This is a genomic window from Isoptericola hypogeus (genome assembly GCF_039531145.1).
GTDB classification, from domain to species: domain Bacteria; phylum Actinomycetota; class Actinomycetes; order Actinomycetales; family Cellulomonadaceae; genus Isoptericola; species Isoptericola hypogeus.
In genome coordinates this window covers 363,370-387,741 of record NZ_BAAAPM010000008.1, presented here as the reverse complement: position 1 = coordinate 387,741, position 24,372 = coordinate 363,370, and the positions used below count along the sequence as shown (strand labels likewise).

The 24,372-nt window shown below is 74.8% G+C and carries 25 protein-coding genes; 21 read left to right on the top strand and 4 right to left on the bottom strand.

Annotation, left to right across the window (positions count from 1 at the left end; translation table 11 throughout):
• Nucleotides 1-64: 64 nt before the first annotated feature.
• Nucleotides 65-889 (bottom strand): glycerophosphodiester phosphodiesterase family protein, encoded by an 825-nt coding sequence (locus tag ABD254_RS17470; RefSeq protein ID WP_344249923.1) that lies wholly within the window; start codon nucleotides 887-889, stop codon nucleotides 65-67.
• Nucleotides 886-2,004: a serine aminopeptidase domain-containing protein gene (locus ABD254_RS17465; RefSeq protein WP_344249922.1), complete on the bottom strand. Its 1,119-nt coding sequence runs from the start codon at nucleotides 2,002-2,004 to the stop codon at nucleotides 886-888. Before ABD254_RS17465 ends, ABD254_RS17470 begins: the two co-directional genes overlap by 4 nt.
• A 162-nt stretch (nucleotides 2,005-2,166) precedes the next feature.
• Between ABD254_RS17465 and ABD254_RS17460 the strand changes: the two genes are divergently transcribed.
• Nucleotides 2,167-3,585: an MFS transporter gene (locus tag ABD254_RS17460; protein WP_344249920.1), complete on the top strand. Its 1,419-nt coding sequence runs from the start codon at nucleotides 2,167-2,169 to the stop codon at nucleotides 3,583-3,585.
• Here ABD254_RS17460 and sigJ read toward each other — a convergent pair.
• Nucleotides 3,530-4,609, bottom strand: a complete 1,080-nt coding sequence (gene sigJ, locus ABD254_RS17455; RefSeq protein WP_344249919.1) for an RNA polymerase sigma factor SigJ — start codon at nucleotides 4,607-4,609, stop codon at nucleotides 3,530-3,532. The genes ABD254_RS17460 and sigJ overlap by 56 nt on opposite strands.
• 119 nt (nucleotides 4,610-4,728) lie before the next feature.
• On the opposite strand from sigJ, the gene ABD254_RS17450 reads away from it, so the two are divergent.
• On the top strand, nucleotides 4,729-5,094 hold the full coding sequence (locus ABD254_RS17450) for an iron chaperone (protein ID WP_344249918.1): 366 nt from the start codon (nucleotides 4,729-4,731) through the stop codon (nucleotides 5,092-5,094).
• 32 nt (nucleotides 5,095-5,126) lie between these two features.
• Nucleotides 5,127-5,654, top strand: a complete 528-nt coding sequence (locus ABD254_RS17445; RefSeq protein WP_344249917.1) for a TIGR03668 family PPOX class F420-dependent oxidoreductase — start codon at nucleotides 5,127-5,129, stop codon at nucleotides 5,652-5,654.
• Here the strand turns inward: ABD254_RS17445 and ABD254_RS17440 are convergent.
• Entirely contained in the window at nucleotides 5,635-7,032 is a 1,398-nt protein-coding gene (locus ABD254_RS17440; RefSeq protein WP_344249916.1) for an FAD-binding oxidoreductase, read from the bottom strand. The two genes, ABD254_RS17445 and ABD254_RS17440, sit on opposite strands and share 20 nt — an antisense overlap.
• A 245-nt stretch (nucleotides 7,033-7,277) precedes the next feature.
• On the opposite strand from ABD254_RS17440, the gene soxR reads away from it, so the two are divergent.
• From soxR to metK, 18 genes are all read left to right on the top strand, one after another.
• A complete protein-coding gene (soxR, locus tag ABD254_RS17435) occupies nucleotides 7,278-7,757 on the top strand; it encodes a redox-sensitive transcriptional activator SoxR (protein ID WP_344249915.1) in 480 nt (159 codons plus the stop codon).
• Nucleotides 7,758-7,832: 75 nt separating this feature from the next.
• A complete protein-coding gene (locus tag ABD254_RS17430; protein WP_344249914.1) occupies nucleotides 7,833-8,279 on the top strand; it encodes a type II 3-dehydroquinate dehydratase in 447 nt (148 codons plus the stop codon).
• An 85-nt stretch (nucleotides 8,280-8,364) separates the two neighbouring features.
• Nucleotides 8,365-9,099, top strand: a complete 735-nt coding sequence (locus ABD254_RS17425; protein WP_344249913.1) for a hypothetical protein — start codon at nucleotides 8,365-8,367, stop codon at nucleotides 9,097-9,099.
• The gene (locus ABD254_RS17420; protein WP_344249912.1) at nucleotides 9,096-9,536 is read left to right on the top strand and encodes a hypothetical protein; all 441 of its coding nucleotides are present in this window, start codon (nucleotides 9,096-9,098) and stop codon (nucleotides 9,534-9,536) included. The genes ABD254_RS17425 and ABD254_RS17420 overlap by 4 nt, the downstream gene beginning before the upstream one ends.
• Before the next feature lie 122 nt (nucleotides 9,537-9,658).
• Nucleotides 9,659-10,222 (top strand): elongation factor P, encoded by a 564-nt coding sequence (gene efp / locus ABD254_RS17415; protein ID WP_344249910.1) that lies wholly within the window; start codon nucleotides 9,659-9,661, stop codon nucleotides 10,220-10,222.
• 25 nt (nucleotides 10,223-10,247) lie between these two features.
• Nucleotides 10,248-10,664: a transcription antitermination factor NusB gene (nusB, locus tag ABD254_RS17410; protein ID WP_344249909.1), complete on the top strand. Its 417-nt coding sequence runs from the start codon at nucleotides 10,248-10,250 to the stop codon at nucleotides 10,662-10,664.
• A gap of 249 nt (nucleotides 10,665-10,913) precedes the next feature.
• Nucleotides 10,914-11,588 carry a bifunctional pyr operon transcriptional regulator/uracil phosphoribosyltransferase PyrR gene (gene pyrR, locus ABD254_RS17405; RefSeq protein WP_344249908.1) on the top strand — a complete coding sequence of 225 codons (675 nt, stop codon included), beginning with the start codon at nucleotides 10,914-10,916 and terminating at the stop codon, nucleotides 11,586-11,588.
• Nucleotides 11,585-12,589: an aspartate carbamoyltransferase catalytic subunit gene (locus ABD254_RS17400; protein WP_344249907.1), complete on the top strand. Its 1,005-nt coding sequence runs from the start codon at nucleotides 11,585-11,587 to the stop codon at nucleotides 12,587-12,589. The genes pyrR and ABD254_RS17400 overlap by 4 nt, the downstream gene beginning before the upstream one ends.
• Nucleotides 12,586-13,935: a dihydroorotase gene (locus tag ABD254_RS17395; RefSeq protein WP_344249906.1), complete on the top strand. Its 1,350-nt coding sequence runs from the start codon at nucleotides 12,586-12,588 to the stop codon at nucleotides 13,933-13,935. Before ABD254_RS17400 ends, ABD254_RS17395 begins: the two co-directional genes overlap by 4 nt.
• A complete protein-coding gene (locus ABD254_RS17390) occupies nucleotides 13,932-14,474 on the top strand; it encodes a PH-like domain-containing protein (protein WP_344249905.1) in 543 nt (180 codons plus the stop codon). Before ABD254_RS17395 ends, ABD254_RS17390 begins: the two co-directional genes overlap by 4 nt.
• Nucleotides 14,471-15,760, top strand: coding sequence for a glutamine-hydrolyzing carbamoyl-phosphate synthase small subunit (gene carA / locus ABD254_RS17385; protein WP_344249904.1), 1,290 nt, complete (start codon nucleotides 14,471-14,473; stop codon nucleotides 15,758-15,760). The genes ABD254_RS17390 and carA overlap by 4 nt, the downstream gene beginning before the upstream one ends.
• The gene (carB, locus tag ABD254_RS17380; protein ID WP_344249903.1) at nucleotides 15,760-19,152 is read left to right on the top strand and encodes a carbamoyl-phosphate synthase large subunit; all 3,393 of its coding nucleotides are present in this window, start codon (nucleotides 15,760-15,762) and stop codon (nucleotides 19,150-19,152) included. The genes carA and carB overlap by 1 nt, the downstream gene beginning before the upstream one ends.
• A complete protein-coding gene (gene pyrF, locus ABD254_RS17375) occupies nucleotides 19,149-20,009 on the top strand; it encodes an orotidine-5'-phosphate decarboxylase (protein ID WP_344249902.1) in 861 nt (286 codons plus the stop codon). The genes carB and pyrF overlap by 4 nt, the downstream gene beginning before the upstream one ends.
• A 204-nt stretch (nucleotides 20,010-20,213) precedes the next feature.
• Nucleotides 20,214-20,525 carry an integration host factor, actinobacterial type gene (gene mihF / locus ABD254_RS17370; RefSeq protein WP_344249901.1) on the top strand — a complete coding sequence of 104 codons (312 nt, stop codon included), beginning with the start codon at nucleotides 20,214-20,216 and terminating at the stop codon, nucleotides 20,523-20,525.
• A 40-nt stretch (nucleotides 20,526-20,565) separates the two neighbouring features.
• The gene (gene gmk / locus ABD254_RS17365) at nucleotides 20,566-21,207 is read left to right on the top strand and encodes a guanylate kinase (RefSeq protein ID WP_425553853.1); all 642 of its coding nucleotides are present in this window, start codon (nucleotides 20,566-20,568) and stop codon (nucleotides 21,205-21,207) included.
• 53 nt (nucleotides 21,208-21,260) lie between these two features.
• Complete coding sequence (gene rpoZ, locus ABD254_RS17360; protein WP_344249900.1) at nucleotides 21,261-21,605, top strand: DNA-directed RNA polymerase subunit omega; 345 nt, start codon at nucleotides 21,261-21,263, stop codon at nucleotides 21,603-21,605.
• A 30-nt stretch (nucleotides 21,606-21,635) separates the two neighbouring features.
• Nucleotides 21,636-22,904, top strand: a complete 1,269-nt coding sequence (gene coaBC / locus ABD254_RS17355) for a bifunctional phosphopantothenoylcysteine decarboxylase/phosphopantothenate--cysteine ligase CoaBC (RefSeq protein WP_344249899.1) — start codon at nucleotides 21,636-21,638, stop codon at nucleotides 22,902-22,904.
• Nucleotides 22,905-22,980: 76 nt separating this feature from the next.
• Entirely contained in the window at nucleotides 22,981-24,198 is a 1,218-nt protein-coding gene (gene metK / locus ABD254_RS17350; protein WP_344249898.1) for a methionine adenosyltransferase, read from the top strand.
• The last annotated feature ends 174 nt before the right edge of the window (nucleotides 24,199-24,372 follow it).

The following is a 24,372-nucleotide window of genomic DNA, read 5'->3' as shown; positions in this document are numbered from 1 at the left end:
CCAACTGCCCTCGGTCGGGCCCGTCGTGGCCACGGCCCTGGTCTCGACGGGCCCGACCGGTGGTTCAGGCGGGCCAGAGGCGTCGCTCGCGCAGCACGTCGCGCAGGAGGTCGGCGCGGTCGGTGACGATGCCGTCGACGCCGAGGTCGAGCAGGCGCCGCATCTCGTGGGCGTCGTTGACGGTCCACACGTGCACGGCACGACCGGCGCGGTGGGCGGCGGCCACGGTGGTGGCGTCGACGACGGTGAGCGGGCCGTCGGTGACCGGTACCTGGAGGGCGTGCGCGTCGCGCAGCGCCCACCGGGCGAGCGGGTCGACGCGCAGCCGTGCGGCCGCCAGGAACGCCGCGACCTCCCGCCTGCCGGCGGACGTCGCCACCGGCCGCGACAGCCGTGCGACGGTGGCCCGGCGCCGCCCGACGTCGAACGACGTCACGCACACCCGGTCGTGCGCCGCCGTGCGCTCGACGGCGTCCGCGACGGGCGCCACGCCGGAGTCGCCCTTGACGTCGACGTTGACGCGCAGGTCGGGCCACGTGCCGAGCAGGTCCTCCAGCCGCGGGACGGCCTCGGTGCCGCCGATCCGGGCCCGTCGCACGACGGACCAGGGAAGGTCGGCCACCAGCCCCCTGGAGTCCGTGGTGCGGTCGAGCGACTCGTCGTGCAGGGCGACGGCGACGCCGTCGGACGTCCCGTGCGCGTCGGTCTCCACGTAGCGGAAGCCGAGGTCGACGGCGGCGGCGAACGCGGCCATCGAGTTCTCGAGACCGTTGTCGACGCCGCCGGGCCGGGCGAACCCGCGGTGGGCGAGGGCGGCGACGCCGCGCCGTGCGCCGGGCGGGCGGGGCGCGTCGAAGTAGGCCGGCAGGCCGGGCGACGCGGTGCTCACGAGGCGTCCCGCTCCGCGATGCCGGGCGCGATGCCGGGCGGGGTGCCGGGCGGGGGGCCGGGCGCGGCGACGGGAAGGCGCCCGAGGACCCACCCCAGCATGCCGTCGACGTAGACGCCCCGGGGGCCGTCCGCGGACAGGGTGAGGTCGTGCACGCCGCCGTCCACGACAAGCTGCGTGACGTCCGCCCCGAGCCGCGGCGCCAGGGCGGCGATGCGGGCCACGTCCAGCACCGTGTCCTGGGAGTCCAGGTGCGGGTTGGCGGGGCTGTCCGCGCCGGACGCCGCGGCCCGGGCCACGAGGACCGGGCACGGGACGCCCAGCCCGCGGGCCAGCCGCAGCTGGGCGCGCCGCACGGCCCGCAGCCAGCCGGCCCGCACCGGCTGGCCCGACGGCCGCTTGAGGTCGGTGTCGAAGTCCCACCGGCCGCCCGACGACGCGTGCTGGTAGGTCGCATACATGGACGGCGCGGCGCTGACGACCGCCATCGGGCGGCGGCGGCCGAGCACCTCCAGCACCGGGGTGCGCGCCGCACGCTGCAGCCACGACCCGGTGAGGTCGAGGAACGGCGAGTCCAGCACGAGCAGGTCCGGGGCGCAGGCCGGGTCGTCGCGCACGGCGTGCGCCCACAGGGCGGCGGTGAGCCCGCCGGTGGAGTGCGCGTGCACGACGAGCGGCAGCCCGGGCTCCAGCGCGCGGACGGCCCGCGCCGCCGCGCTGAGGTCCGCGCCCGGCTCCCGCAGGCTCGCCGCGTAGTGCGCGGGCAGCGGGTTGTGGGCGGGCGGCGGGTCGTGGGCGGGTCCGTCCTCGGGGGCCGCCTCCGGGGTGCCGCCGACGGGCGGCAGGAGCGAGCGCCCGGCGCGCCGGAGGTCGACCGCGTAGAACGCGAGGCCCGCCTCGGCGCACGCCGCGGCCAGGTGGGCCTGGAAGAAGTAGTCGTTGTACCCGTGCACGTGCAGCACCGCGGCCGCGGGGGCGGGCGGCCGCCCGGCCGCGCGCACGAGCGTCGCGGGGCCGAGCCTCGACTCCTCGAAGCCGGCGCCCAGCAGGCGGTCCGCCGTCCAGGCCCGGACAGAGTCCCCCGCAGCGGGAGGGACCGGGACGGCAGCAGGCACAGGCCGAGCGTAGCCGCGGGGATCCGGCGCCGCCCGGCCGCAGGTCCGGCCGCAGACCCCTCTCGCCCCTGCGACGCCGGTGACGGGCACGTGTCCTGTCGATGGCCGCCACGTGGCGTGGCCCCTCCCGCGCGGTCACCCGGGTGGTGCACACTTCCGGGCATGAGCGACACGACCCCGGCGCCGCCGCCGGGCACCGCCCCTTCCGGTGGTCCTGCCGGCCCGGCCGCCGACGGGGGGACCGTGGCGCGTCGTCAGGTCGTGTCGTGGGCACTGTGGGACTGGGCGACCCAGCCGTTCAACACGGTGATCCTCACCTTCGTCTTCACGGCCCTGTACCTGACGACGGACGCGTTCCTCGACCCCGCGGTGGCGGGCCTCGCCGAGGACGACCCGGCGCGACAGCGGGCGCTCGCGGACCTCACGAGCGGGCTGGGCGCGTGGATCGCCGTGGGCGGGGTGCTCATCGCGGTGCTCGCGCCCGTGCTCGGCCGCCGGGCCGACGTCGCGGGCCGGCGCAAGGCATGGCTGGGCGGGGCGACGCTGCTGCTGGTGGCGTGCATGCTCGGGCTCGGGGCGGTGCGCGCCGACCCGGCGTACTTCGTGCTCGGCGCGGCGCTCATCTCGCTCGGCAGCGTCGCGAGCGAGATCGCCGGGGTGAACTACAACGCGATGCTCGTGCAGGTGTCGACCCCGCGGACCGTCGGGAAGGTGTCCGGTCTCGGGTGGGGGCTCGGGTACGTGGGCGGCATCCTGGCCCTCGTCGCGGTCGTCGTCGCGACGGAGCTCGACTGGTGGGGCATGCCCACCGACGACGGCCTCGCCTACCGGGTCATCGCCGTCGGCTGCGCCGTGTGGGCGGCCGCGTTCGCGTGGCCCCTGTTCCGGTTCGTGCCGGAGGCGCCGCCCGCGGCCGACCGGCCGCGCCTCGGGTTCTTCGCGAGCTACGGCGCGCTGGTGCGCGACGTCGTCGAGCTGTTCCGCACCGCGCGGCCCACGTTCTGGTTCCTGCTGGCGAGCGCCGTCTACCGCGACGGGCTCGCGGCGGTGTTCACGTTCGGCGCAGTCATCGCCTCGGTCTCGTTCGGCTTCGGCGACCGGCAGGTGCTCGCCTTCGGCATCGCGGCGAACCTGCTGGCCGGCGTCAGCACCATCCTCGCGGGCCGGCTCGACGACCGGTTCGGGCCGCGGGCCGTCATCGTCGCCTCGCTCGTCGGCCTCGTCACCTGCGGGCTGGTGGTCGTGGCCCTGCACGCCTCGGGCCAGGCCGTGTTCTGGGTGGCCGGCCTGCTGCTCACCTGCTTCGTCGGCCCGGCACAGGCGGCGTCCCGGTCCATGCTGGCGCGCATGAGCCCGCCCGGGCGCGAGGCCGAGATCTTCGGGCTCTACGCCACGACCGGGCGGGCCGCGTCGTTCCTCGCCCCGTCGCTGTGGACCGTGATCGTCGCCGCCACCGGCGCCACCATCTGGGGCACGCTCGGCATCGTCGGGGTGCTGACGGCCGGTCTCGTGCTGATGGTGCTGGTCACGCCTCCGGGCCGGGTCGTTCGGCCGACCGCCGCCGAGCCGCCGACCTCCTGAGCGCGGTCGCCATCGCGTCCAGGTCGGCCAGGGGCCCGAGGTGGCGCAGCTTCTCGGGGTTGACGACGCCGCGCAGCGCGGCGACGCGCCCGCCGGAGAGCTCGATCGCGAACGTGCCGATCAGCCCGCCGCCGGTCGGGTCGTCCGCGTACGCCACCATGCCCGGCAGGCCGTTGACGGTGGCCGGCTCCAGCCGGGCCGGGACGCCGCGGCGGACGAACCCGACCAGCAGACGCGCCACCGCCTCGCGCCCCGCCACCGGCCGGGTGACGGCCATGCCCGGCGGGACGTTGCCGCCCCCGTCGCCGACGAACTCGACGTCGTCGGCGAGCAGCTCGAGCAGCGCGTCCAGGTCGCCCTCGACCGTCGCCGCGATGAAGCGCTCCACGAGCTCGGCGGCGTGCGGGTCGCGGGACGCGGGCGCACCGGAGGCCTCCGCGACACCGGCCTGTCGCCGGGCGGCCACCCGCCGCCGGGCCCGCGACGCGAGCTGGCGGGCCGCGAGCTCGGTCGTGCCGATGACGCGCGCGGCCTCCCTGTGCGGATACCCGAGCACGTCGTGCAGCAGGAAGGCCGCGCGCTCGGACGGCGTCAGCGTCTCCAGGAGCACGAGGAACGCCGTCGACAGGTCGTCGGCGAGCTCCGCGTGGGCGGCGGCGTCGGCGGGCGGGGTTCCCGTCGCCACCGCCTCGGAGACCAGCGGCTCCGGCAGCCACTCGCCCACGTAGCTCTCCCGACGCACCCGCGCCGAGCGCAGGAGGTCGAGCGCGATCCGCGTGGCGACGGTCGTCGTGAACGCCTCGGGGTTGCGCACGTCGGGCGGCACCGCGCCGTCGGGGGCGACCCGCAGCATGGCGTCCTGGGCGACGTCCTCGGCCTCGGTGACGCTGCCGAGCATGCGGTACGCGGCGGAGAAGGCGACCGACCGCAGCCGGCCGAGGTCGTCGGCGCCCGCGGGCCGGGCGGGAGCGGACGTGCGAGAGCTCGTGCGGGCGGACGACGGGGAGGTCGCGCGGAGGGTCATGGACACATCGTGGCTCATGCCCTCCCGACGAGGCGGCGACCGCGGACGTGACGGCGCGGCGCGTGGCGACGACGCCGCCCGGGTCGCGGGAGCGCCCGTCCCGCGGCACGATCGGGCGCATGACCGACGACGACGCCGTCACCGAGTACGTCGCCACGCTCTCCGGCGCGCACCGGGACGCGGTCGCCCGCGTCTACGACCGCGCCCGCGCGCTCGTCCCGGACGCCACGGAGGGCCGCAGCTACGGGATGGCGGCCCTGCGGTATCGGGGGAGCCCGCTCGTCAGCGCGCAGATGACGAAGCAGCACATCGGGCTCTACCCCTTCAGCCCGCCGGTGATCGAGGCGTTCGCGGCGGAGCTCACGGGCTTCCGGGTCACCAAGGGGTCGATCTCCTTCCAGCCCGGCGCGCCGCTGCCGGACGACCTGCTCGACCGCATCGTCGCCGCGCGCCGCGACGAGATCGACGCCATGCGGTCCCGGTGAGCCCGGCGCGGACCCGTAGCGAGCCGCCCGCGATGCCCCGCCTGGACCCCGCCGAGTGCCGCCGCCGGCTCGCCGCCGCGCGGCACGCGTACCTCGCCACGGCGAGCGGCGACGGCCGGCCCCACGTCGTGCCCGTGACGTTCGCCGTCGTCGGCAGGGAGGGCACGGCCGGTGCGGACGGCGGGTGGGACGTCGTGTCCGCCGTCGACCACAAGCCCAAGGCCGGCGGCGACGCGCGCCGGCTGCGCCGCCTGCGGAACCTCGCCGACAACCCCCGCGCCGCCGTCCTCGCCGACGCCTACGACGACGACTGGGACCGGCTGTGGTGGGTGCGGGCGGACGGCAGCGCGACGGTCGAGGACGTCGTGGCGCCGTCCGGGGCAGACGGGGAGGGCGGGGCCGCGGCGACGCGAGCAGCCCTCGAGGCGCTCGCGGACCGCTACCCGCAGTACCGCGAGCGCCCGCCCGCGGGCCCGGTGGTCCGGGTGCGCGTGGCGCGCTGGACGGGCTGGGAGGCGGCCGCCACGGGCGCGGCAGGCGCTACGCCGGCAGCACGTTGACGTTCCCCCGGAAGACGTTGTCGGGGTCGTAGGTGCGCTTCACCGCGGCGAGCCTGTCCCAGGTGGCTCCGGGGTAGGCGGCGCGTGCGGTGTCGGGTCCGCCGTCGAGCGCGAAGTTCGCGTAGAGGCCGTCGTGCCCCCCGCGGAGGCGTTCCGCGAGCGCGGAGACCCAGGGCGTGTAGCCCGCGGCGGCCTCGGCGGTCGGGGCGAGGGCGGCGACGTTGCCCAGGACGGCGGCTTCCCGGTGGGCGTAGGCGGTCTCGTCGCGCGGGACGTCCGCGACCGCCCCGCCGAGCACGCGCAGCTGCACGGCGCGCATCATCGCGTCGGTGGCCTCGAGCTCCGCGAGCAGGTGGGCGGCGGCCGCCTCGTCGACGCCGTCGGTGAAGAACGTCCGGCCGGTGGCGACGACGGACCCGCCCTGCGGCCCGCCCTCGAGGAGCCCGGCGTACGGGCCGGCGTGCACGCCGTCGAAGATGGCGCCGCCCGCCTCGGCGGCCACGTCGCGCACGGGAGCGAGGGCGGCGTCGGCGGCCGCGGGGGAACCGGACCAGCACAGGTTCGCCATGACCACGAGCCGCCCGTGCCACTCGGCGGGGATCATCGGCATGGGCGGCGCGGTCATCACCATGAGGATGACCGTGAGCTCTCGCGGTGCCGACTCCGCCGCGGCGACCAGCCCGGCGACGCTCGCCGGCGTCGCGGGCAGCAGCAGCACGCCACCGACGACGTCGGACACCTCGCCGAGCGCGTACCGGAACCGGGTGACGACGCCGAAGTTGCCGCCGCCGCCGCGCAGCGCCCAGAAGAGGTCGGGGTGCTGCTCCGCGTCCACCTGCAGCACGTCGCCGTCGGCGGTCACGACCTCGGCGCCGAGCAGGCTGTCGATGGTCATGCCGCGGGAACGGGCGAGCAGGCCGACCCCGCCGCCGAGGGTGATCCCGCCGATGCCAACCCCGCCGGTGTCGCCGAACGGCGTGGCCAGCCCGCGAGTGCCGGCGGCGGTGGAGTAGGCGCCGGCGGTCATGCCGCCGCCCGCCCAGGCGGTGCGGGTCGCGACGTCCAGGTCGAGGGCGTCGAGCCCGCGCAGGTCGATCGTGAGGGCGCCCGTGCTCCGGCCGAGGCCGAACACGGAGTGCCCGCCGGCGCGGACGGAGACCTCCGCGCCAGCGTCGTGGGCGAACCGCACGGCGCGCGCGACGCCCGCGGTGTCGGCGGGCCGCACGATCGCGGCCGGACGGTGGTCGATGCCGCCGGGCTCGACGGCGCGCGCGGTCTCGTAGCCGTCGTCGTCGGGGACGAGCACGGACGCGGCGGGCTCGAGCGCGGCGCGCAGGCCGGCGACGGACAGGGCGGATGGTGCGGGTGACGCGGACATGGAGCCTCCAGGATGTGCCGGGTGGGTGCCGGGTAGTGCCGGGTCGTCGTCTCGCTGGGGGGTGCTGTCAGGGGGACGCCGCGGTGGCGGCGGACTCATCGGTAGCCTCGCCGAGGCTCGACGAGATCGCGAGCGAATTCGTGACCGCCGGCGAGAATCTCGGGGGCCCGAAGGCGTGGTGTCGGATGGCGTCCACACCGGTATCCTCAAACCTCAACTTCCGTTGAGGTCAAGGAGGTGGGGGCATGTCGCCGGAGGGGTCCAACCCGGTGCCGTGGGACCACGTCGAGCTGAGCGTCGGCGAGGTCGCGGCACGCAGCGGGGTGTCGGTCTCCGCGCTGCACTTCTACGAGCGTCAGGGGCTCATCACCAGCAGGCGCACCCCGGGCAACCAGCGGCGCTACCGGCGCGACGTGCTGCGCCGGGTCGCCTTCGTCCGGGTCTCCCAGCGCGTCGGGATCCCGCTCGCGCGCATCGCCGAGGCCCTGGCGACCCTGCCGGAGGACCGGGCGCCGAACGTGCGGGACTGGGAGCGGCTGTCGCGGGCGTGGCGCACGGACCTCGACGTGCGGATCACCCAGCTCCAGCGGCTGCGCGACGACCTCACGGACTGCATCGGCTGCGGCTGCCTGTCGCTGAGCCGGTGCGTCCTCGCCAACACGCACGACGAGCTGGGCAGGGCGGGGCCCGGGCCGCGCCGGCTGCTCGTGGACGACGCCGGCTGAACGCGGTCTCCGGCGGCGGGCCGCCGGCGTGGTCGCGGCGTCGTGCGACCGTGCCGTGGTCGTACCCTCGGCAGCATGACGACGGTCCTCATCCTCAACGGTCCCAACCTCGGCCGGCTCGGCGTGCGTGAGCCGGAGATCTACGGGCACGCCTCCATGGCCGACCTCGAGCGGGAGGGCGCGCGCTGGGGCGCGGAGCTCGGCCTGACGGTCGACGTGCGGCAGACCGACGACGAGTCGACCCTCGTCGGGTGGCTCCACGAGGCGGTGGACTCCCGCGCGCACGTCGTGCTCAACCCGGCGGCCTTCACGCACTACAGCTATGCGCTGCGGGACGCGGCCGCGCAGGTCACGACGTCGGGCCTGCTGCTCGTCGAGGTGCACCTGTCCAACCCTGCGTCGCGGGAGTCGTTCCGGCACTACTCCGTGGTGGCGGGGATCGCGACGGGCACCGTGGCGGGCTTCGGGTTCGACTCCTACCGCCTCGCTCTCGCGGCCCTCGCGCACAAGCTCGAGGACTAGATCGAGGGCCAACAAGGGAACAGCCTGGAGTGGATATCAAGAGTCAGACCTTGAGGCTGCAGCATCAAGGTCGTAGGCTTGACCGATGATCGTCGTGACGGCGGACCAGCGGGGCAGCACGCGGGGCGGCGCCGACCGCGTGCCCGAGGTGCTCGAGCTCCTCGCCGGGCGCGCCCGGGGCCGTCCCGGCGTGGCGCTGCCGTTCGAGCGCACCGTGGGCGACGAGGTCCAGGGGGTGCTCGCCGGGGACGACGACGGGGCCCGGCTGGCGGTCGACCTCGTGCTCGACCTGGTGCGCGACGGCGGCTGGTCCGTGGGGATCGGCCTCGGCCCGGTCGGGGAGCCGCTGCCCGCGACCACCCGCGCGGCCTCGGGGCCCGCGTTCGTCCGAGCCCGGGACGCGGTCGAACGGGCCAAGCGGCGGGGCCGGGGGAGCGTGCCGCTCGCGGTCGTCGGCTCGGGCTCCGAGCCTCGTGCGACGGTCGCCGCCGACGCGCAGGCCCTCCTGCAGCTCCTGGGCGCCGTCGTGGCGCGGCGGTCCGACGCCGGGTGGGAGGCGGTCGATACCCTCGTGGCGCACGAGGGGGCGCGGGCGCCGCAGCGGGCCACGGCGGCCGCGCTCGGCGTCTCCGAGCAGGCCGTCAGCCAGCGGCTGCGCGCCGCGCAGTGGGCGGAGGAGGCGGCCGTGCGGCCGCTCGCGGCCCGGCTCCTGCGTGCGGGGGCGCGGGACGACGTGGAGCCCGCGGAGCGCGCCGACGGCGAGGACGACGGTGACCAGGACGACGGTGACCAGGACGACGAGGAGGCGAGGGGCGCGTGAGCGGTGCGGACGTGACGTGGGTCGCGGTGGTCTGGCTGGCGACCCTGGCGCTTGGCGTGGGCGTGGGCGCGTGGCTGGTGCCGTGGGTGCTGCGGCACGCGGAGCCCGAGCCGCTGGTCGCGGCGGAGGCGCTGACCGTGCTGCGCGGCGGCACCTGGATCGGGCTGCTCGAGCGGCTGTCCGTGACGGGCACCCTGCTGGCGGGCTTCCCCGAGGGCATCGCGATCGTCGTGGCGGTGAAGGGGCTGGGGCGGTTCTCGGAGCTGCGCGAGCACCCGGTCGCCAGCGAGCGGTTCGTCGTCGGTACCCTCGCCTCGCTCGTCTGGGCGGTGGCGATCGGGCTGGTCGGTCGCGTGGTCGTGCACCTCGTGGTCACCGGCGAGGTGCCGCTGGACCTGTTCCGGTACGACGAGGTGTCCGTCGACGTGCCGCTCTGACCCGGTGACCGAGCGGGTAGACTTGTGCGGGCCCTCTGCGGCCCACGACCTTTGACAACGCGCGGCCGGCCCAGCGTCGGCGCGCGCGAGACCCTGCACCCGATCCTGAGGACTTCGACAACGTGGCTACCTCCAACGACATCAAGAACGGCACCGTGCTCCGCATCGACGGTCAGCTCTGGACCATCATCGAGTTCCAGCACGTCAAGCCGGGCAAGGGTGGCGCGTTCGTCCGGACCAAGATGAAGAACGTCCTCTCGGGCAAGGTCGTCGACAAGACCTTCAACGCGGGCATCAAGGTCGAGACCGCGAACGTGGACCGCCGCGACTTCCAGTACCTGTACATGGACGGCGAGGACTTCGTCTTCATGGACAACGACACGTACGACCAGATCACCGTCCCGGGGACCACCGTCGGCGACGCGAAGGACTACATGCTCGAGGGCATGACCATCATGGTCGCCTCGAACGACGGCACCCCGCTGTACGTCGAGCTCCCGTCCTCGGTGGTCCTCGAGATCACCTACACGGAGCCGGGCCTGCAGGGCGACCGCTCCACGGGCGGCACCAAGCCCGCGACCCTCGAGACCGGTGCCGAGATCCAGGTGCCGCTGTTCCTCGAGCAGGGCACCAAGGTCAAGGTCGACACGCGCGACGGGTCGTACCTCGGCCGCGTGAACGACTGACGGCCGGACGGGCTGGCGGACTGACATGGGAGCACGGACCAAGGCGCGCAAGCGCGCCGTCGACATCCTCTTCGAGGCCGAGCAGCGCGGCGTCGACCCGCAGGTGCTGCTGGCCGACCGCGTGATCGAGCCGCACACCGAGGCGGCGGTGCCGCAGTACACGGTCGACCTCGTCGAGGGCGTGGTCCAGCAGCGCGAGCGGATCGACGAGCTGCTGGCGACGTACTCCCACGGCTGGACGGTCGAGCGCATGCCGGCGGTCGACCGTGCGCTGCTGCGCGTGGGCACGTGGGAGCTGCTGTACAACGACGAGGTGCCGGACGCCGTCGCGGTCGACGAGGCGGTCGACCTCGCCGGGCAGCTCTCGACGGACGAGTCGCCGAGCTTCGTCAACGGCCTCCTCGGACGGCTGATGGAGATCAAGCCGACGCTCCTGGCCTGACTGATCTGCACACCGGACAGGCGGTCGCCCCCATCCGCAGCCGTGCGCGGCCGGACGGGGCCGGCCGCCTGTTCGCGTCCCCGAGGGCGTGTGACGGACGTCGCGCCCGGATCGTGAGCCGGTCGGCCGCCGCGAGGCTGCGGAGGGCTAGGCTGGGCCCGTCACAGAGAAACCTCTGAGCACAGAGACACCCTTTAACCCCGTCCCGTGAGGCGGAGAAGGAGGTCGCCAGTGCACGCTGGCACCGGCATGCCCGGAACACCCGACAGCTCGGCCGCAGCGGACGCCCAGTCGTCCGGCAACGGCGGCATCCCCCACGACAGCGACGACGGCACCACCGTCCTCGGCGCGAGCGACGTCGCCCGCGCGCTGACCCGCATCGCCCACGAGATCGTGGAGCGTGCGAAGGGGGCCCAGGACGTCGTCCTGCTCGGCATCCCCACCCGCGGCGTGACCCTCGCGGCCCGCCTCGCCACGCGCCTCGCCGCGATCGACCCGGTCTTCGACCCGGCCCGCGACGTCGGCGAGCTCGACGTCACGATGTACCGCGACGACCTGCGCCGCCAGCCCACCCGCGCCGTCGGCCCCACGCGGCTGCCGGAGGCCGGCATCGAGGGCAAGACCGTCGTGCTGGTCGACGACGTGCTCTTCTCCGGCCGCACCATCCGCGCCGCGCTCGACGCGATCGGCGACCTCGGCCGGCCGCGCGCCGTGCGGCTCGCCTGCCTGGTGGACCGCGGGCACCGCGAGCTGCCCATCCGTCCCGACTTCGTCGGCAAGAACCTGCCGACGGCCACCTCCGAGCGCGTCCGCGTGCGGCTCGCCGAGGTCGACGGCGGCGAGGACGCCGTCCTGATCAGCGGCCGGGCCGTCGTCGACCACGCCGACGACCGTGCCTCCGACACGGGGAGGGGCACCCGATGAAGCACCTGCTGTCGACCGCCGACCTCAGCAAGGACGACGCGATCCTGCTCCTGGACACCTCGGCGCAGATGGCGGCCACGCAGTCGCGGGAGAACAAGAAGCTCCCGACGCTGCGCGGGCGCACCGTGGTGAACCTGTTCTTCGAGGACTCCACCCGTACCCGGCTCTCGTTCGAGACGGCGGCCAAGCGCCTGAGCGCGGACGTCATCAACTTCTCCGCCAAGGGCTCCAGCGTCTCCAAGGGGGAGTCCCTCAAGGACACCGCCCTGACGCTGCACGCGATGGGCGCCGACGCCGTGGTCGTGCGGCACTGGGCGTCGGGGGCGCCGCAGCAGCTCGCCCACGGCGGCTGGCTGGACGCCGCCGTCCTCAACGCGGGCGACGGCACGCACATGCACCCCACCCAGGCGCTGCTCGACGCGTTCACGATGCGGCGTCACCTCGTCGGGCTGCGCGGCGGCGCCGGCGAGGGCGTCGGCGCGGACCTCGCCGGGCTCAAGATCGCGATCGTCGGCGACGTGCTGCACTCGCGGGTGGCCCGGGCGAACGTGCGCCTGCTGCACACCCTCGGCGCGCAGGTCACGCTCGTGTCCCCGCCCACGCTGCTGCCGGTCGGCGTCGAGACGTGGCCGTGCCGCACGGCCTACGACCTGGACGCGACGCTGGCGGACTGGCAGCCGGACGCCGTGATGATGCTGCGGGTGCAGCGCGAGCGGATGTCCGGCGGCGCGGGGGCGTTCTTCCCGAGCACGCTGGAGTACACCCGCTACTACGGCCTCGACGGGCGGCGGCTGGGCCTGCTGCCCGAGCACGCCATCGTCATGCACCCCGGCCCCATGAACCGCGGCCTCGAGATCTCCGCCGAGGCCGCCGACTCCGACCGGGCCGTCATCGTCGAGCAGGTCGCCAACGGCGTCGCCGTGCGCATGGCGGCCCTCTACCTGCTCCTGGCCCACACCGAGGCCAGCACCGAGGCCCACACCGAAGGGACCAGCCTGTGACCACCACCTACGTGCTGCGCGGGGCGCGCCCCCTCGGCGGCGAGCCGGCCGACGTCGTCCTGTCCGGCGGCGTGATCACCGAGATCGCCGCCCCGGGCGCGGCCGCCGTGCCCGACGACGCCGCGGCCGACGTCGTCGAGATCGACGCCGCCGACCACGTGCTGCTGCCGGGCCTCGTCGACCTGCACACCCACCTGCGCGAGCCCGGGCGGGAGGACGCCGAGACGGTGGCCTCCGGCACGCGCGCCGCCGCCGCGGGCGGGTTCACCGCGGTGCACGCGATGGCGAACACCTCCCCGGTGGCCGACACCGCGGGCGTCGTGGAGCAGGTGTGGCGCCTCGGCCAGGAGGCGGGCTGGGTCGACGTGCACCCCGTGGGCGCCGTGACCGTCGGCCTGGGCGGCGAGCGCCTCGCCGAGCTCGGCGCGATGGCCGACTCGGCCGCCCGCGTGCGGGTCTTCTCCGACGACGGCAAGTGCGTGCACGACCCGATCCTCATGCGCCGCGCCCTGGAGTACGTCAAGGCGTTCGACGGCGTCGTCGCCCAGCACGCCCAGGAGCCGCGCCTCACGGACGGCGCGCAGATGAACGAGGGCGTCGTGTCCGCGGAGATCGGCCTGGCCGGCTGGCCCGCCGTCGCGGAGGAGGCGATCATCGCTCGCGACGTGCTGCTCGCCGAGCACGTCGGCTCGCGGCTGCACGTGTGCCACCTGTCGACCGCGGGCTCGGTCGAGATCATCCGCTGGGCCAAGGGCCGCGGCATCGACGTCACCGCGGAGGTGACGCCCCACCACCTGATCCTCACCGACGAGCTGGCCCGCACCTACGACCCGACCTACAAGGTGAACCCGCCGCTGCGCACCGCGAAGGACGTCGAGGCGGTCCGCGCGGGCCTGGCCGACGGCACCATCGACATCGTCGCGACCGACCACGCCCCGCACACCCGTGAGGACAAGGACTGCGAGTGGGGCGCGGCCGCGTTCGGGATGACCGGCCTCGAGACCGCCCTCGCCGTCGTGCAGCAGACCATGGTCGACACCGGCCGCATGACGTGGGCCGACGTCGCCCGCGTCCTGTCGGCGAACCCGGCGCGGATCGGGCGGATCGACGCCACGCAGGGCCGCCCGGTCGCCGTAGGCGAGCCCGCGAACCTCACGCTGGTCGACCCGGCCGCGACCCGCACCGTCGACGGCGCCGCGCAGGCCACGGCCAGCGGCAACACGCCGTTCGCGGGCCGCGAGCTGCCGGGCCGCGTCGTCGCCACGTTCCTGCGGGGCCGGGCCACCGTCCTGGACGGCGCCCCGGTCGCCGCCCCGGCGGGCGCGACCAGGGGAGGTGCCCGGTGAACCTGCCGCTGCCCGTGGCCGTCGGCGTCTGGGTCGTCCTCGGCGTCGTGCTGCTCCTGCTGGTCCTCGTGGGGCGCCGGCGTCTCGTGTCCCGCACCCGGCAGTCCGTGCCAGCTCCGCCCGCGCCGCCGGCCGACCTCGGGGAGCTGCGGCTCGGGCCGATCGACGCCACCTACGTCTCCAGCACCCTCACCGGCGACTGGCTGGCCCGCGTCGGGGCGCACTCCCTCGGCGACCGCTCGACAGCCCGGGTGAGCGTGCACGACGCCGGCGTCCTGGTCGAGCGCGGCGGCGCACCCGCCGTCTTCGCCCCGAAGGACGCGCTGCGCGGCGTCGGGCTCGCCCCCGGCATGGCCGGCAAGTACGTCGGCGCCGACGGCCTGGTCGTGGTGACCTGGGAGGACCCGGCCGCGGGCGACGTCGCCGCCGTCACCCTGGACACCGGCCTGCGCACCCGGCTCGCGACCGACCGCTCCCGGCTCGTGGACGCCGTCCGGCACCTCATGACCTCCGCCCCCGCACCGAAGGACCCCCAGTGACCACCACTGCCGCAACCAGCCCAGCACCCGCCCCCGGTCCCGGCCCGGCCGTCCTGGTCCTCGAGGACGGCACCGTCGCCCGCGGGCGCGCCTACGGCGCCCGCGGCGCCACGTTCGGCGAGATCGTGTTCTCCACCGGCATGACCGGCTACCAGGAGACGCTCACCGACCCCTCCTACCACCGGCAGATCGTCGTGATGACGGCCCCGCACGTGGGCAACACCGGCGTCAACGACGAGGACCCGGAGTCGGGCCGGATCTGGGTGTCCGGCTACGTGCTGCGCGACCCCGCACGCCGCGTCTCCTCGTGGCGCGCCGACCGCTCCCTGGAGGACGAGCTCGCGGCACAGGGCGTCGTCGGGATCAGCGAGGTCGACACCCGCGCCCTGACCCGCCACCTGCGCGAGCTCGGCGTCATGCGCGCCGGCGTCTTCTCCGGGGACTCGCTGGTAGGCGCGGGCGGGCTCGAGCGGCCGGTCGCCGAGCTGCTGGCCGAGGTGCAGGCCTCGCCGCAGATGGCCGGCGCCAACCTCGCGCCCGAGGTCACGACCGCGCAGGCGTACGTCGTCGAGCCGGCCGGCGAGTTCGCCGGCGCCGAGCCCGTCGCCACCGTCGTCGCCGTCGACCTCGGCATCAAGGCCATGACCCCCGCCCGGCTCGCCGAGCGCGGCGTGCGCGTGCACGTCGTGCCGCAGTCCGCCACGATCGACGAGGTCGCGGCGCTGCTGCCCGCCGACGGGGCGCCCGCCGGGGTGTTCTTCTCCAACGGCCCCGGCGACCCGTCGTCCGCCACGCACGAGATCGAGCTGCTGCGCGGCGTGCTGGACCGCGGCATCCCGTTCTTCGGGATCTGCTTCGGCAACCAGCTCCTGGGCCGCGCGCTGGGCTACGGCACCTACAAGCTGGGCTACGGCCACCGCGGCATCAACCAGCCGGTCATGGACCGCACCACCGGCAAGGTCGAGGTCACCGCCCACAACCACGGGTTCGCCGTCGACGCGCCGGTCGACGCCGTGAGCACCGCGCCGTACGACGACGAGCGGTCGGACGACGGCCGCTACGGTCGCGTGATCGTCTCCCACGTGGGCCTCAACGACCGCGTGGTCGAGGGGCTCACCGCGCTGGACGTGCCCGCCTTCTCCGTGCAGTACCACCCCGAGGCCGCCGCCGGCCCGCACGACAGCGCCTACCTGTTCGACCGCTTCGTCGCGCTCATGACCTCCCGCGAGCCCGTGACCGTCCCGGACGAGGCGCTCGCCGCCCTCTCCGGTCAGAAGGAGAACTGATGCCCCGCCGTACCGACATCTCGTCCGTCCTGGTCATCGGGTCCGGCCCGATCGTCATCGGCCAGGCGTGCGAGTTCGACTACTCCGGCACCCAGGCGTGCCGCGTGCTGCGCGAGGAGGGCCTGCGGGTCGTCCTGGTGAACTCCAACCCGGCCACGATCATGACCGACCCGGAGTTCGCCGACGCCACCTACGTCGAGCCGATCACCACCGAGGTGCTCACCTCGATCATCGCCAAGGAGCGCCCCGACGCCCTGCTGCCGACCCTCGGCGGGCAGACGGCGCTCAACGCCGCCATCGCCCTCGACGAGGCCGGCGTGCTCGCGCAGTACGACGTGGAGCTCATCGGCGCGAACATCCCCGCCATCCAGAAGGGCGAGGACCGCCAGCAGTTCAAGGACGTCGTCGCCACGTGCGGCGGGGAGTCCGCACGCTCCGTCATCGTGCACACGATCGACGAGGCCGTCGCCGCGGCGGGCGACCTCGGCTACCCGATGGTCGTGCGCCCGTCCTTCACCATGGGCGGGCTCGGCTCGGGCTTCGCCTACGACGAGGCCGAGCTGCGCCGCATCGTCGGGCAGGGGCTGCACTACTCGCCGACCACCGAGGTGCTCCTCGAGGAGTCCATCCTCGGCTGGAAGGAGTACGAGCTGGAGCTCATGCGCGACAAGGACGACAACGTCGTCGTGGTGTGCTCCATCGAGAACGTCGACCCGGTGGGCGTGCACACCGGCGACTCGGTCACGGTCGCGCCGGCCATGACGCTCACCGACCGCGAGTACCAGCGGCTGCGCGACATCGGCATCGCCGTCATCCGCGAGGTCGGCGTCGACACCGGCGGCTGCAACATCCAGTTCGCCGTCGACCCGGACACCGGGCGGATCATCGTCATCGAGATGAACCCGCGCGTGTCGCGCTCGTCCGCGCTCGCGTCGAAGGCCACCGGGTTCCCGATCGCGAAGATCGCCGCGAAGCTCGCCGTCGGGTACACGCTCGACGAGATCCCGAACGACATCACCCGCGTCACCCCCGCCAGCTTCGAGCCCACGCTCGACTACGTGGTCGTCAAGGTGCCGCGGTTCGCGTTCGAGAAGTTCCCCGCCGCCGACCCCACGCTCACCACCACCATGAAGTCCGTGGGCGAGGCCATGGCGCTGGGACGCAACTTCACCGAGGCGCTCGGCAAGGCGCTGCGGTCCATCGACAAGGGCGGCGTCGGGTTCCACTGGGACGGCACGGCACCGTCGGGCGCCGACCTGGAGCAGCTGCTCACCGAGATCCGCCGCCCGACCGAGCACCGGCTCGTCGGGGTGCAGCAGGCGCTGCGCGCGGCGCTCGCGGGCCACACCACGCTCGAGGCCGTGTTCGACGCGACCAAGATCGACCCCTGGTTCCTCGACCAGATCCTGCTGATGAACGAGGTCGCCGCGGAGGTCGCCGCCAGTCCCACGCTCACCGAGGACGTGCTGCGCCGCGCCAAGAAGCACGGCCTGTCCGACGCCCAGGTCGCGCGCCTGCGCGGCATGGGCGCGGCGGGGGAGTCCACCGTCCGCGAGGTGCGGCACGCCCTGGGCGTGCGCCCCGTCTACAAGACGGTCGACACCTGCGCCGCCGAGTTCGCCGCCACGACGCCGTACCACTACTCGACGTACGACTCCGAGACCGAGGTGGCGCCCCGCGAGCGCGAGGCCGTGATCATCCTCGGCTCGGGGCCGAACCGGATCGGCCAGGGCATCGAGTTCGACTACTCGTGCGTGCACGCGGCGCTGACCCTCTCCGAGCGGTACGAGACGGTCATGGTCAACTGCAACCCGGAGACGGTCTCCACGGACTACGACACGTCCGACCGGCTCTACTTCGAGCCGCTCACCTTCGAGGACGTGCTCGAGGTCTACGCCGCCGAGCTCGCCGCCGGCCCCGTCAAGGGCATCATCGTCCAGCTCGGCGGTCAGACCCCGCTGGCGCTGGCCCAGCGCCTCGCCGACGCCGGCCTGCCGATCCTCGGCACCTCGCCCGAGGCCATCGACGCCGCCGAGGACCGCGGCATCTTCGGCCAGGTGCTCATGGACGCGGGCCTGCCCGCGCCCGCGTTCGGCACCGCCCGCTCGCTCGGCCAGGCCCGCGAGGTCGCCGAGCGCATCGGCTACCCCGTGCTGGTGCGCCCGTCGTACGTGCTGGGCGGCCGCGGCATGGAGATCGTGTACTCCGTCGAGCAGCTCACCGAGTATGTCGAGCGGGCGCTCGCGGCTGCCGCGGCGGACGAGCGCACCGCGGGCGGCCTGCTGCCCGCGCCGCTGCTCATCGACCGGTTCCTCGACGACGCGATGGAGATCGACGTCGACGCCCTGTACGACGGCACCGAGCTGTTCCTCGGCGGCGTGATGGAGCACATCGAGGAGGCCGGCATCCACTCCGGCGACTCGGCGTGCGTGCTGCCGCCGGTGTCGCTGTCCGAGACGGAGATCGAGCGCATCCGCCGCTCCACCGAGGCGATCGCCGAGGGCGTGGGCGTGCGCGGGCTGCTCAACGTCCAGTACGCGCTCGTCTCCGACGTCCTCTACGTGCTGGAGGCCAACCCCCGCGCGTCGCGTACGGTGCCGTTCGTCTCGAAGGCGACGGGCACGTCGCTCGCCAAGGCGGCGGCGCGCGTCATGGTGGGCGAGTCGATCGCCGACCTGCGCGCCGAGGGCGTGCTGCCCGCCACCGGCGACGGCGGCACCCTTGACCTCGGCGCCCCGCTCGCGGTGAAGGAGGCGGTGCTGCCGTTCAAGCGGTTCCGCACCGCCGAGGGGCTCGTCGTCGACACCGTGCTCGGCCCGGAGATGCGCTCCACCGGCGAGGTCATGGGCTTCGACAAGGACTTCCCGCACGCCTTCGCGAAGTCGCAGGCGGCGGCGTTCGGCGGGCTGCCGACCTCGGGCCGGGTGTTCGTGTCGGTCGCCGACCGCGACAAGCGCTCGATCGTCTTCCCGGTCAAGCGGCTGTCGGAGCTGGGCTTCGAGGTGCTCGCCACGGCGGGCACCGCACAGGTGCTGCGCCGCAACGGCATCGGCTGCCAGGTGGTGCGCAAGTTCTCCGCCGGCCGCGGGGCCGACGGCGAGCCGACGGTGGTCGACCTCATCACCGCGGGCGAGGTGGACCTGGTGGTCAACTCGCCCTCGGGCCAGGGGGCGCGCGCGGACGGCTACGAGATCCGCGCGGCCACGACCGCGGCCGACAAGCCGATGATCACCACGGTGGACCAGCTCGCGGCCGCGGTGCAGGGCATCGAGGTGGTGCGCGCCGGGGCGTTCGACGTCGCCAGCCTGCAGGAGCACACCGAGGCCACGCGGGCCCGGCACGCCGGCGAGCGCGCCGCCGGGGCCGACGTCGCCGCGGGGGTGCCGGCATGACGGCGCCGTTCGGGACGCGGCTCGCCGCGGCGATGGACGGGCTCGGGCCCCTGTGCGTCGGCATCGACCCGCACGCCACGCTGCTGGACGCGTGGGGGCTGGCCGACGACGCGGCCGGGGTGCGCGAGTTCGGGCTCCGCGTGGTCGACGCGCTCGGGGGGCGGGTGGCGGCGTTCAAGCCGCAGGCCGCGTTCTTCGAGCGCCACGGCTCGGCCGGGGTCGCCGCGCTCGAGGACGTGATCGCCGCAGCCCGCGCCGCGGGCACGCTGACGATCGTCGACGCCAAGCGGGGCGACATCGGCTCGACCATGGCGGGGTACGCGGACGCCTTCCTCGCCGACGGCTCGCCCCTGGCGGGCGACGCCGTGACGCTGTCGCCCTACCTGGGCTTCGGCTCGCTCACGCCCGCGGCCGACCTGGCCGCCCGGACGGGGCGCGGCATCTTCGTGCTGTGCCTCACGTCCAACAAGGAGGGACACGAGGTGCAGCACGCCGTCGGGCGCGACGGCGTGAGCGTCGCCGCGTCGGTCGCGGCGCAGGCCGCGGTGCTCAACGCGGGCCCGGTGTCGGACGGGGAGCCGATGGGCTCCGTGGGACTCGTCGTCGGCGCCACGGTCGGCGACGCGGCGCAGGAGACCGGCACGGACCTCGCGGCCGTGCACGGGCCGTTCCTGGCGCCCGGGGTGGGCGCCCAGGGCGCGGGGGAGCGGGAGTTGGCGGCGGTCTTCGGTGCCGCCCGCCGGAACGTCCTCGCGTCGTCGTCGCGGGGCGTGCTCGCCGCCGGCCCGGACCCGGACGGCCTGCGGGACGCCGCCCGACGGGCCGCCCGCGAGGTCACGGCGGCGCTGCGGGGCTGACCGCAGACCCGCGTCCCGGTGCCCGGCCTCCCGTTCCGACGGGGTGCCGGGCCCCGGTACGTCCGGCTTCGGGCGGTATGGCCCGCTCCGGGCGGCGATCGGGGCACGAAGATCACGTGCCCCGATTGCCGACCGTGCAGGTCGTGGCTACTTTCGAGAGTGCAGTTCACACTTCCAGCGGCTCGAGATGAGTAGGTGACTTGCGTGGCTCTCCCCCCTCTGACCCCGGAACAGCGTGCGGCGGCACTCGAGAAGGCGGCCGAGGCTCGGCGCGTGCGCGCGGAGATCAAGAACCGGTTGAAGTACTCCCAGGGTTCGCTCAAGGACGTGATCACCAAGGGCCAGACCGACGACGTCGTGGGCAAGCTCAAGGTGGTCTCCCTGCTGGAGTCGCTCCCGGGTGTCGGTAAGGTGAAGGCCCGGGCGATCATGGAGGAGATCGGGATCGCCGAGACTCGTCGTGTCCGCGGCCTCGGGCCGCACCAGAGGGACGCGCTCATCGAGAGGTTTGGCTGACATTTCCGCTCCACCCGCCGGGCGCCCGGCACCGCATGACATCCCCGGCACGCCCGCGTCGGGCGAGCCGGACGCCCGCGGGGGCGGTGGTGCACCCACGCGGCTGACCGTCCTCGCCGGGCCGACCGCGGTGGGCAAGGGCACCGTGTCGGCCGACATCCGCGCGCGATACCCGAACGTGTGGCTGTCCGTCTCCGCGACGACCCGGCCGCCGCGTCCCGGCGAGGTGCACGGCGTGCACTACCTCTTCGTCTCCGCCGAGGAGTTCGACCGCATGGTCGACGCCGGCGAGATGCTCGAGTGGGCGGTGGTGCACGGTCGGCACCGGTACGGCACGCCGCGCGGGCCCGTGTCCGAGCACCTCGCGGCGGGCGTCCCGACGCTGCTGGAGATCGACCTGCAGGGCGCGCGCCAGGTGCGCGAGGCCGTGCATGCCCAGGGCGTGGACGCGCAGTTCGTCTTCCTGTCGCCGCCGAGCTTCGACGAGCTGGTGCGCCGGCTGGTCGGGCGCGGCACGGAGAGCGCCGAGGAGCGCGAGCGGCGGCTCGCCACCGCCCGCACCGAGATCGCCGCCGAGCGGGAGTTCGACGTCACGATCATCAACGACGACGTCACCCGCGCCACCGACGAGCTCGCCCGCGTGATGGGCGTGACGTCGCAGGCCCCGCAGGTGGCCGGCTGACGGCGGGTAGAATGACCTGCTGACCCCGAATCTTTTTCTTTGGAGAGTGACCCATGGCCGGAACCGTGGCCCAGCCCATCGGCATCACCGACCCGCCCATCGACGAGCTGCTCGAGCGCACCGACTCGAAGTACGGCCTCGTGCTCTACGCGGCCCAGCGTGCGCGGCAGATCAACGCCTACTACTCGCAGCTCAACGAGGGCCTGCTGGAGAACGTCGGCCCGCTGGTGGAGACGCGCAACCAGGAGAAGCCGCTCTCGATCGCCATGCGCGAGATCAACCAGGGGCTGCTCTCCTCGACGCCCGTCGAGGAGAAGCCCGAGGTCGCCGCCGCGGAGCCCGTGCTGGACTTCGGCGACGCCGGCACCACCGGGCTCGGCGACGAGCCGACCCTCTGAGCCAGCCGTCCTGATCGGTCGAGGGCCCGCATGAGGATCCTGCTCGGCGTCAGCGGGGGCATCGCCGCGTACAAGTCGGTGCTCCTGCTGCGCCTGCTCCGCGAGCAGGGGCACGCGGTGCGCGTGCTGCCGACGGCGTCCGCCTTGCGCTTCGTCGGCGCGCCGACCTTCGAGGCGCTGTCGGGCGAGCCCGCCACCCCGGAGGTCTTCGAGGACGTCGCCCACGTGCCGCACGTGGCGCTGGGGCAGGGCGCGGACCTGGTCGTGGTCGCGCCGGCGACGGCCGACCTGCTGGCCCGCGCCGCGACGGGCCGCGCGGACGACCTGCTGACGTCCACGCTGCTCACCGCCCGGTGTCCCGTGGTGATGGCCCCCGCGATGCACACGGAGATGTGGGAGCACCGGGCCACGCGGGCGAACGTCGCCACCCTGCGCGAGCGCGGGGTCGTCGTGATGGACCCCGACAGCGGGCGGCTCACCGGCGTGGACACCGGGCCCGGACGGCTGCCGGAGCCGGAAGAGATCGCGCGCGTGGCGCTGGCGGCGGTGGTGCCCGCCGGGCGCGCGCCCGGCGTCGACGCGGGCACCGGCGCTGAGCCCGACGCCGCCGGCGACCTCGCGGGCCGCGCGGTCGTCGTCTCGGCCGGGGGCACCCGCGAGCCGATCGACCCGGTGCGGTTCATCGGCAACCGGTCCAGCGGCCGCCAGGGCGTGGCCCTGGCGGAGGCGGCCCGGGCGCGCGGCGCGGAGGTGACGCTGGTCGCCGCCAACCTCGACGAGGCGGTGACCGCCCCGGCGCGCGCGGCCGGCGTCCACGTCGAGGCCGTGGAGACGACGGCCGAGCTGCGCGACGCCGTCCGGCGGGCCGCGGCAGGCGCCGACGTCGTGGTGATGGCCGCCGCGGTCGCCGACTTCCGTCCCTCGGTAACCCCCGACGCGAAGATCAAGAAGGTGCCGGGCGCCGGCCCCGCCCCGATCGCGCTGGTGGAGAACCCCGACGTGCTCGCGGAGCTGGCGGCCGACCGGCTGCGCCCTGGGCAGGTCGTCGTCGGCTTCGCCGCCGAGACCGGGGACGCCGACGGGTCGGTGCTGGAGCACGGCCGGGACAAGGCCCGGCGCAAGGGCGCCGACCTGCTCGCGGTGAACGCCGTCGGCGCGGGGCGGGGCTTCGGCGTCGCGACGAACGAGGTCACGATGCTCGACGCCCGGGGCGAGGTCGTCGCGGAGGCGGCCGGCACCAAGCGGGAGGTCGCGGACGCCATCTGGGGCGTCGTGACCAAGAACCTGCCCAGCATCTGAGATCGTCTCGCGATGTGGCCCACGTGTCGCGGCGTTTCCCGTGACCGCGGCGGGTCATGCCCGTAGGCTGTCGGCCATGACCGAAGCGCTGCGCCTCTTCACGTCCGAGTCCGTGACCGAGGGCCACCCGGACAAGGTGTGCGACCAGATCTCCGACGCGATCCTCGACGCCCTGCTCGCTCAGGACCCGCACTCGCGCGTCGCGGTCGAGACGATGGTCACCACGGGCCTGGTGCACGTGGCGGGCGAGGTGACCACCGACGCGTACGTCGAGATCCCGCAGATCGTGCGCGAGGTGGTGCGCCGCATCGGTTACACGTCCTCGGCGATCGGGTTCGACGGCGACTCGTGCGGCGTGTCCGTGTCGATCGGCCAGCAGTCGCCCGACATCGCGCAGGGTGTCGACAAGAGCCTCGAGGAGCGGGACGACTCGTCCGGCCCGGGGATCACGCACGACCCGCTCGACGCCCAGGGCGCCGGCGACCAGGGCCTGATGTTCGGGTACGCCAGCGACGAGACGCCGTCCCTCATGCCGCTGCCGGTCTGGACGGCGCACCGGCTCGCCGAGCGGCTCGCGGCGGTCCGGCGGTCCGGGGAGCTGCCCGGGCTGCGCCCGGACGGCAAGACGCAGGTCACCATCGGCTACGACGGCGACCGCCCCGTGGCCGTGGACACGGTCGTGCTCTCCACCCAGCACGACGCCGACGTCGTGCAGGAGAAGCTGCAGCGCGAGGTGGCCGAGTGGGTCATCGACCCGGTGCTGGCCGACATCGCCGGCCAGGTCGGGATCGAGACCACGAGGGCGCGCCTGATCGTCAACCCGACGGGCAAGTTCGTCGTCGGCGGGCCGCAGGGCGACGCCGGCCTCACCGGGCGCAAGATCATCGTCGACACGTACGGCGGCATGGCCCGCCACGGCGGCGGCGCGTTCTCCGGCAAGGACCCGTCGAAGGTGGACCGGTCCGCGGCGTACGCGATGCGCTGGGTCGCCAAGAACGTCGTGGCGGCGGGCCTGGCCCGCCGCTGCGAGGTGCAGGTCGCGTACGCGATCGGCAAGGCGCACCCCGTCGGGCTGTACGTCGAGACGTTCGGCACCGAGACGGTGCCGACCGAGCGGATCTCCGCCGCGATCGGCGAGGTCTTCGACCTGCGCCCCGCCGCGATCATCCGCGACCTGGACCTCCTGCGCCCCGTCTACGCCGCCACGGCCGCGTACGGGCACTTCGGGCGCGAGCTGCCGGGGTTCACCTGGGAGCGCACCGACCGCGTGGACGCCCTGCGCGCGGCGGTCTGAGCCCCACCCGCCGGTCGAGCCTGTCGAGACCCGCGTCCGCAACCCTGGTTGCGTCCGCGTGGCGACGACGTTCCTTCGTGCGGACGCGTTCACGGGCGCCAGGGCGCCCTCCACTTCGGGAGGGATACGTCCGCGCGAAGAACACGACAGGGCGCGACGCCCGTTGGGGTGCGG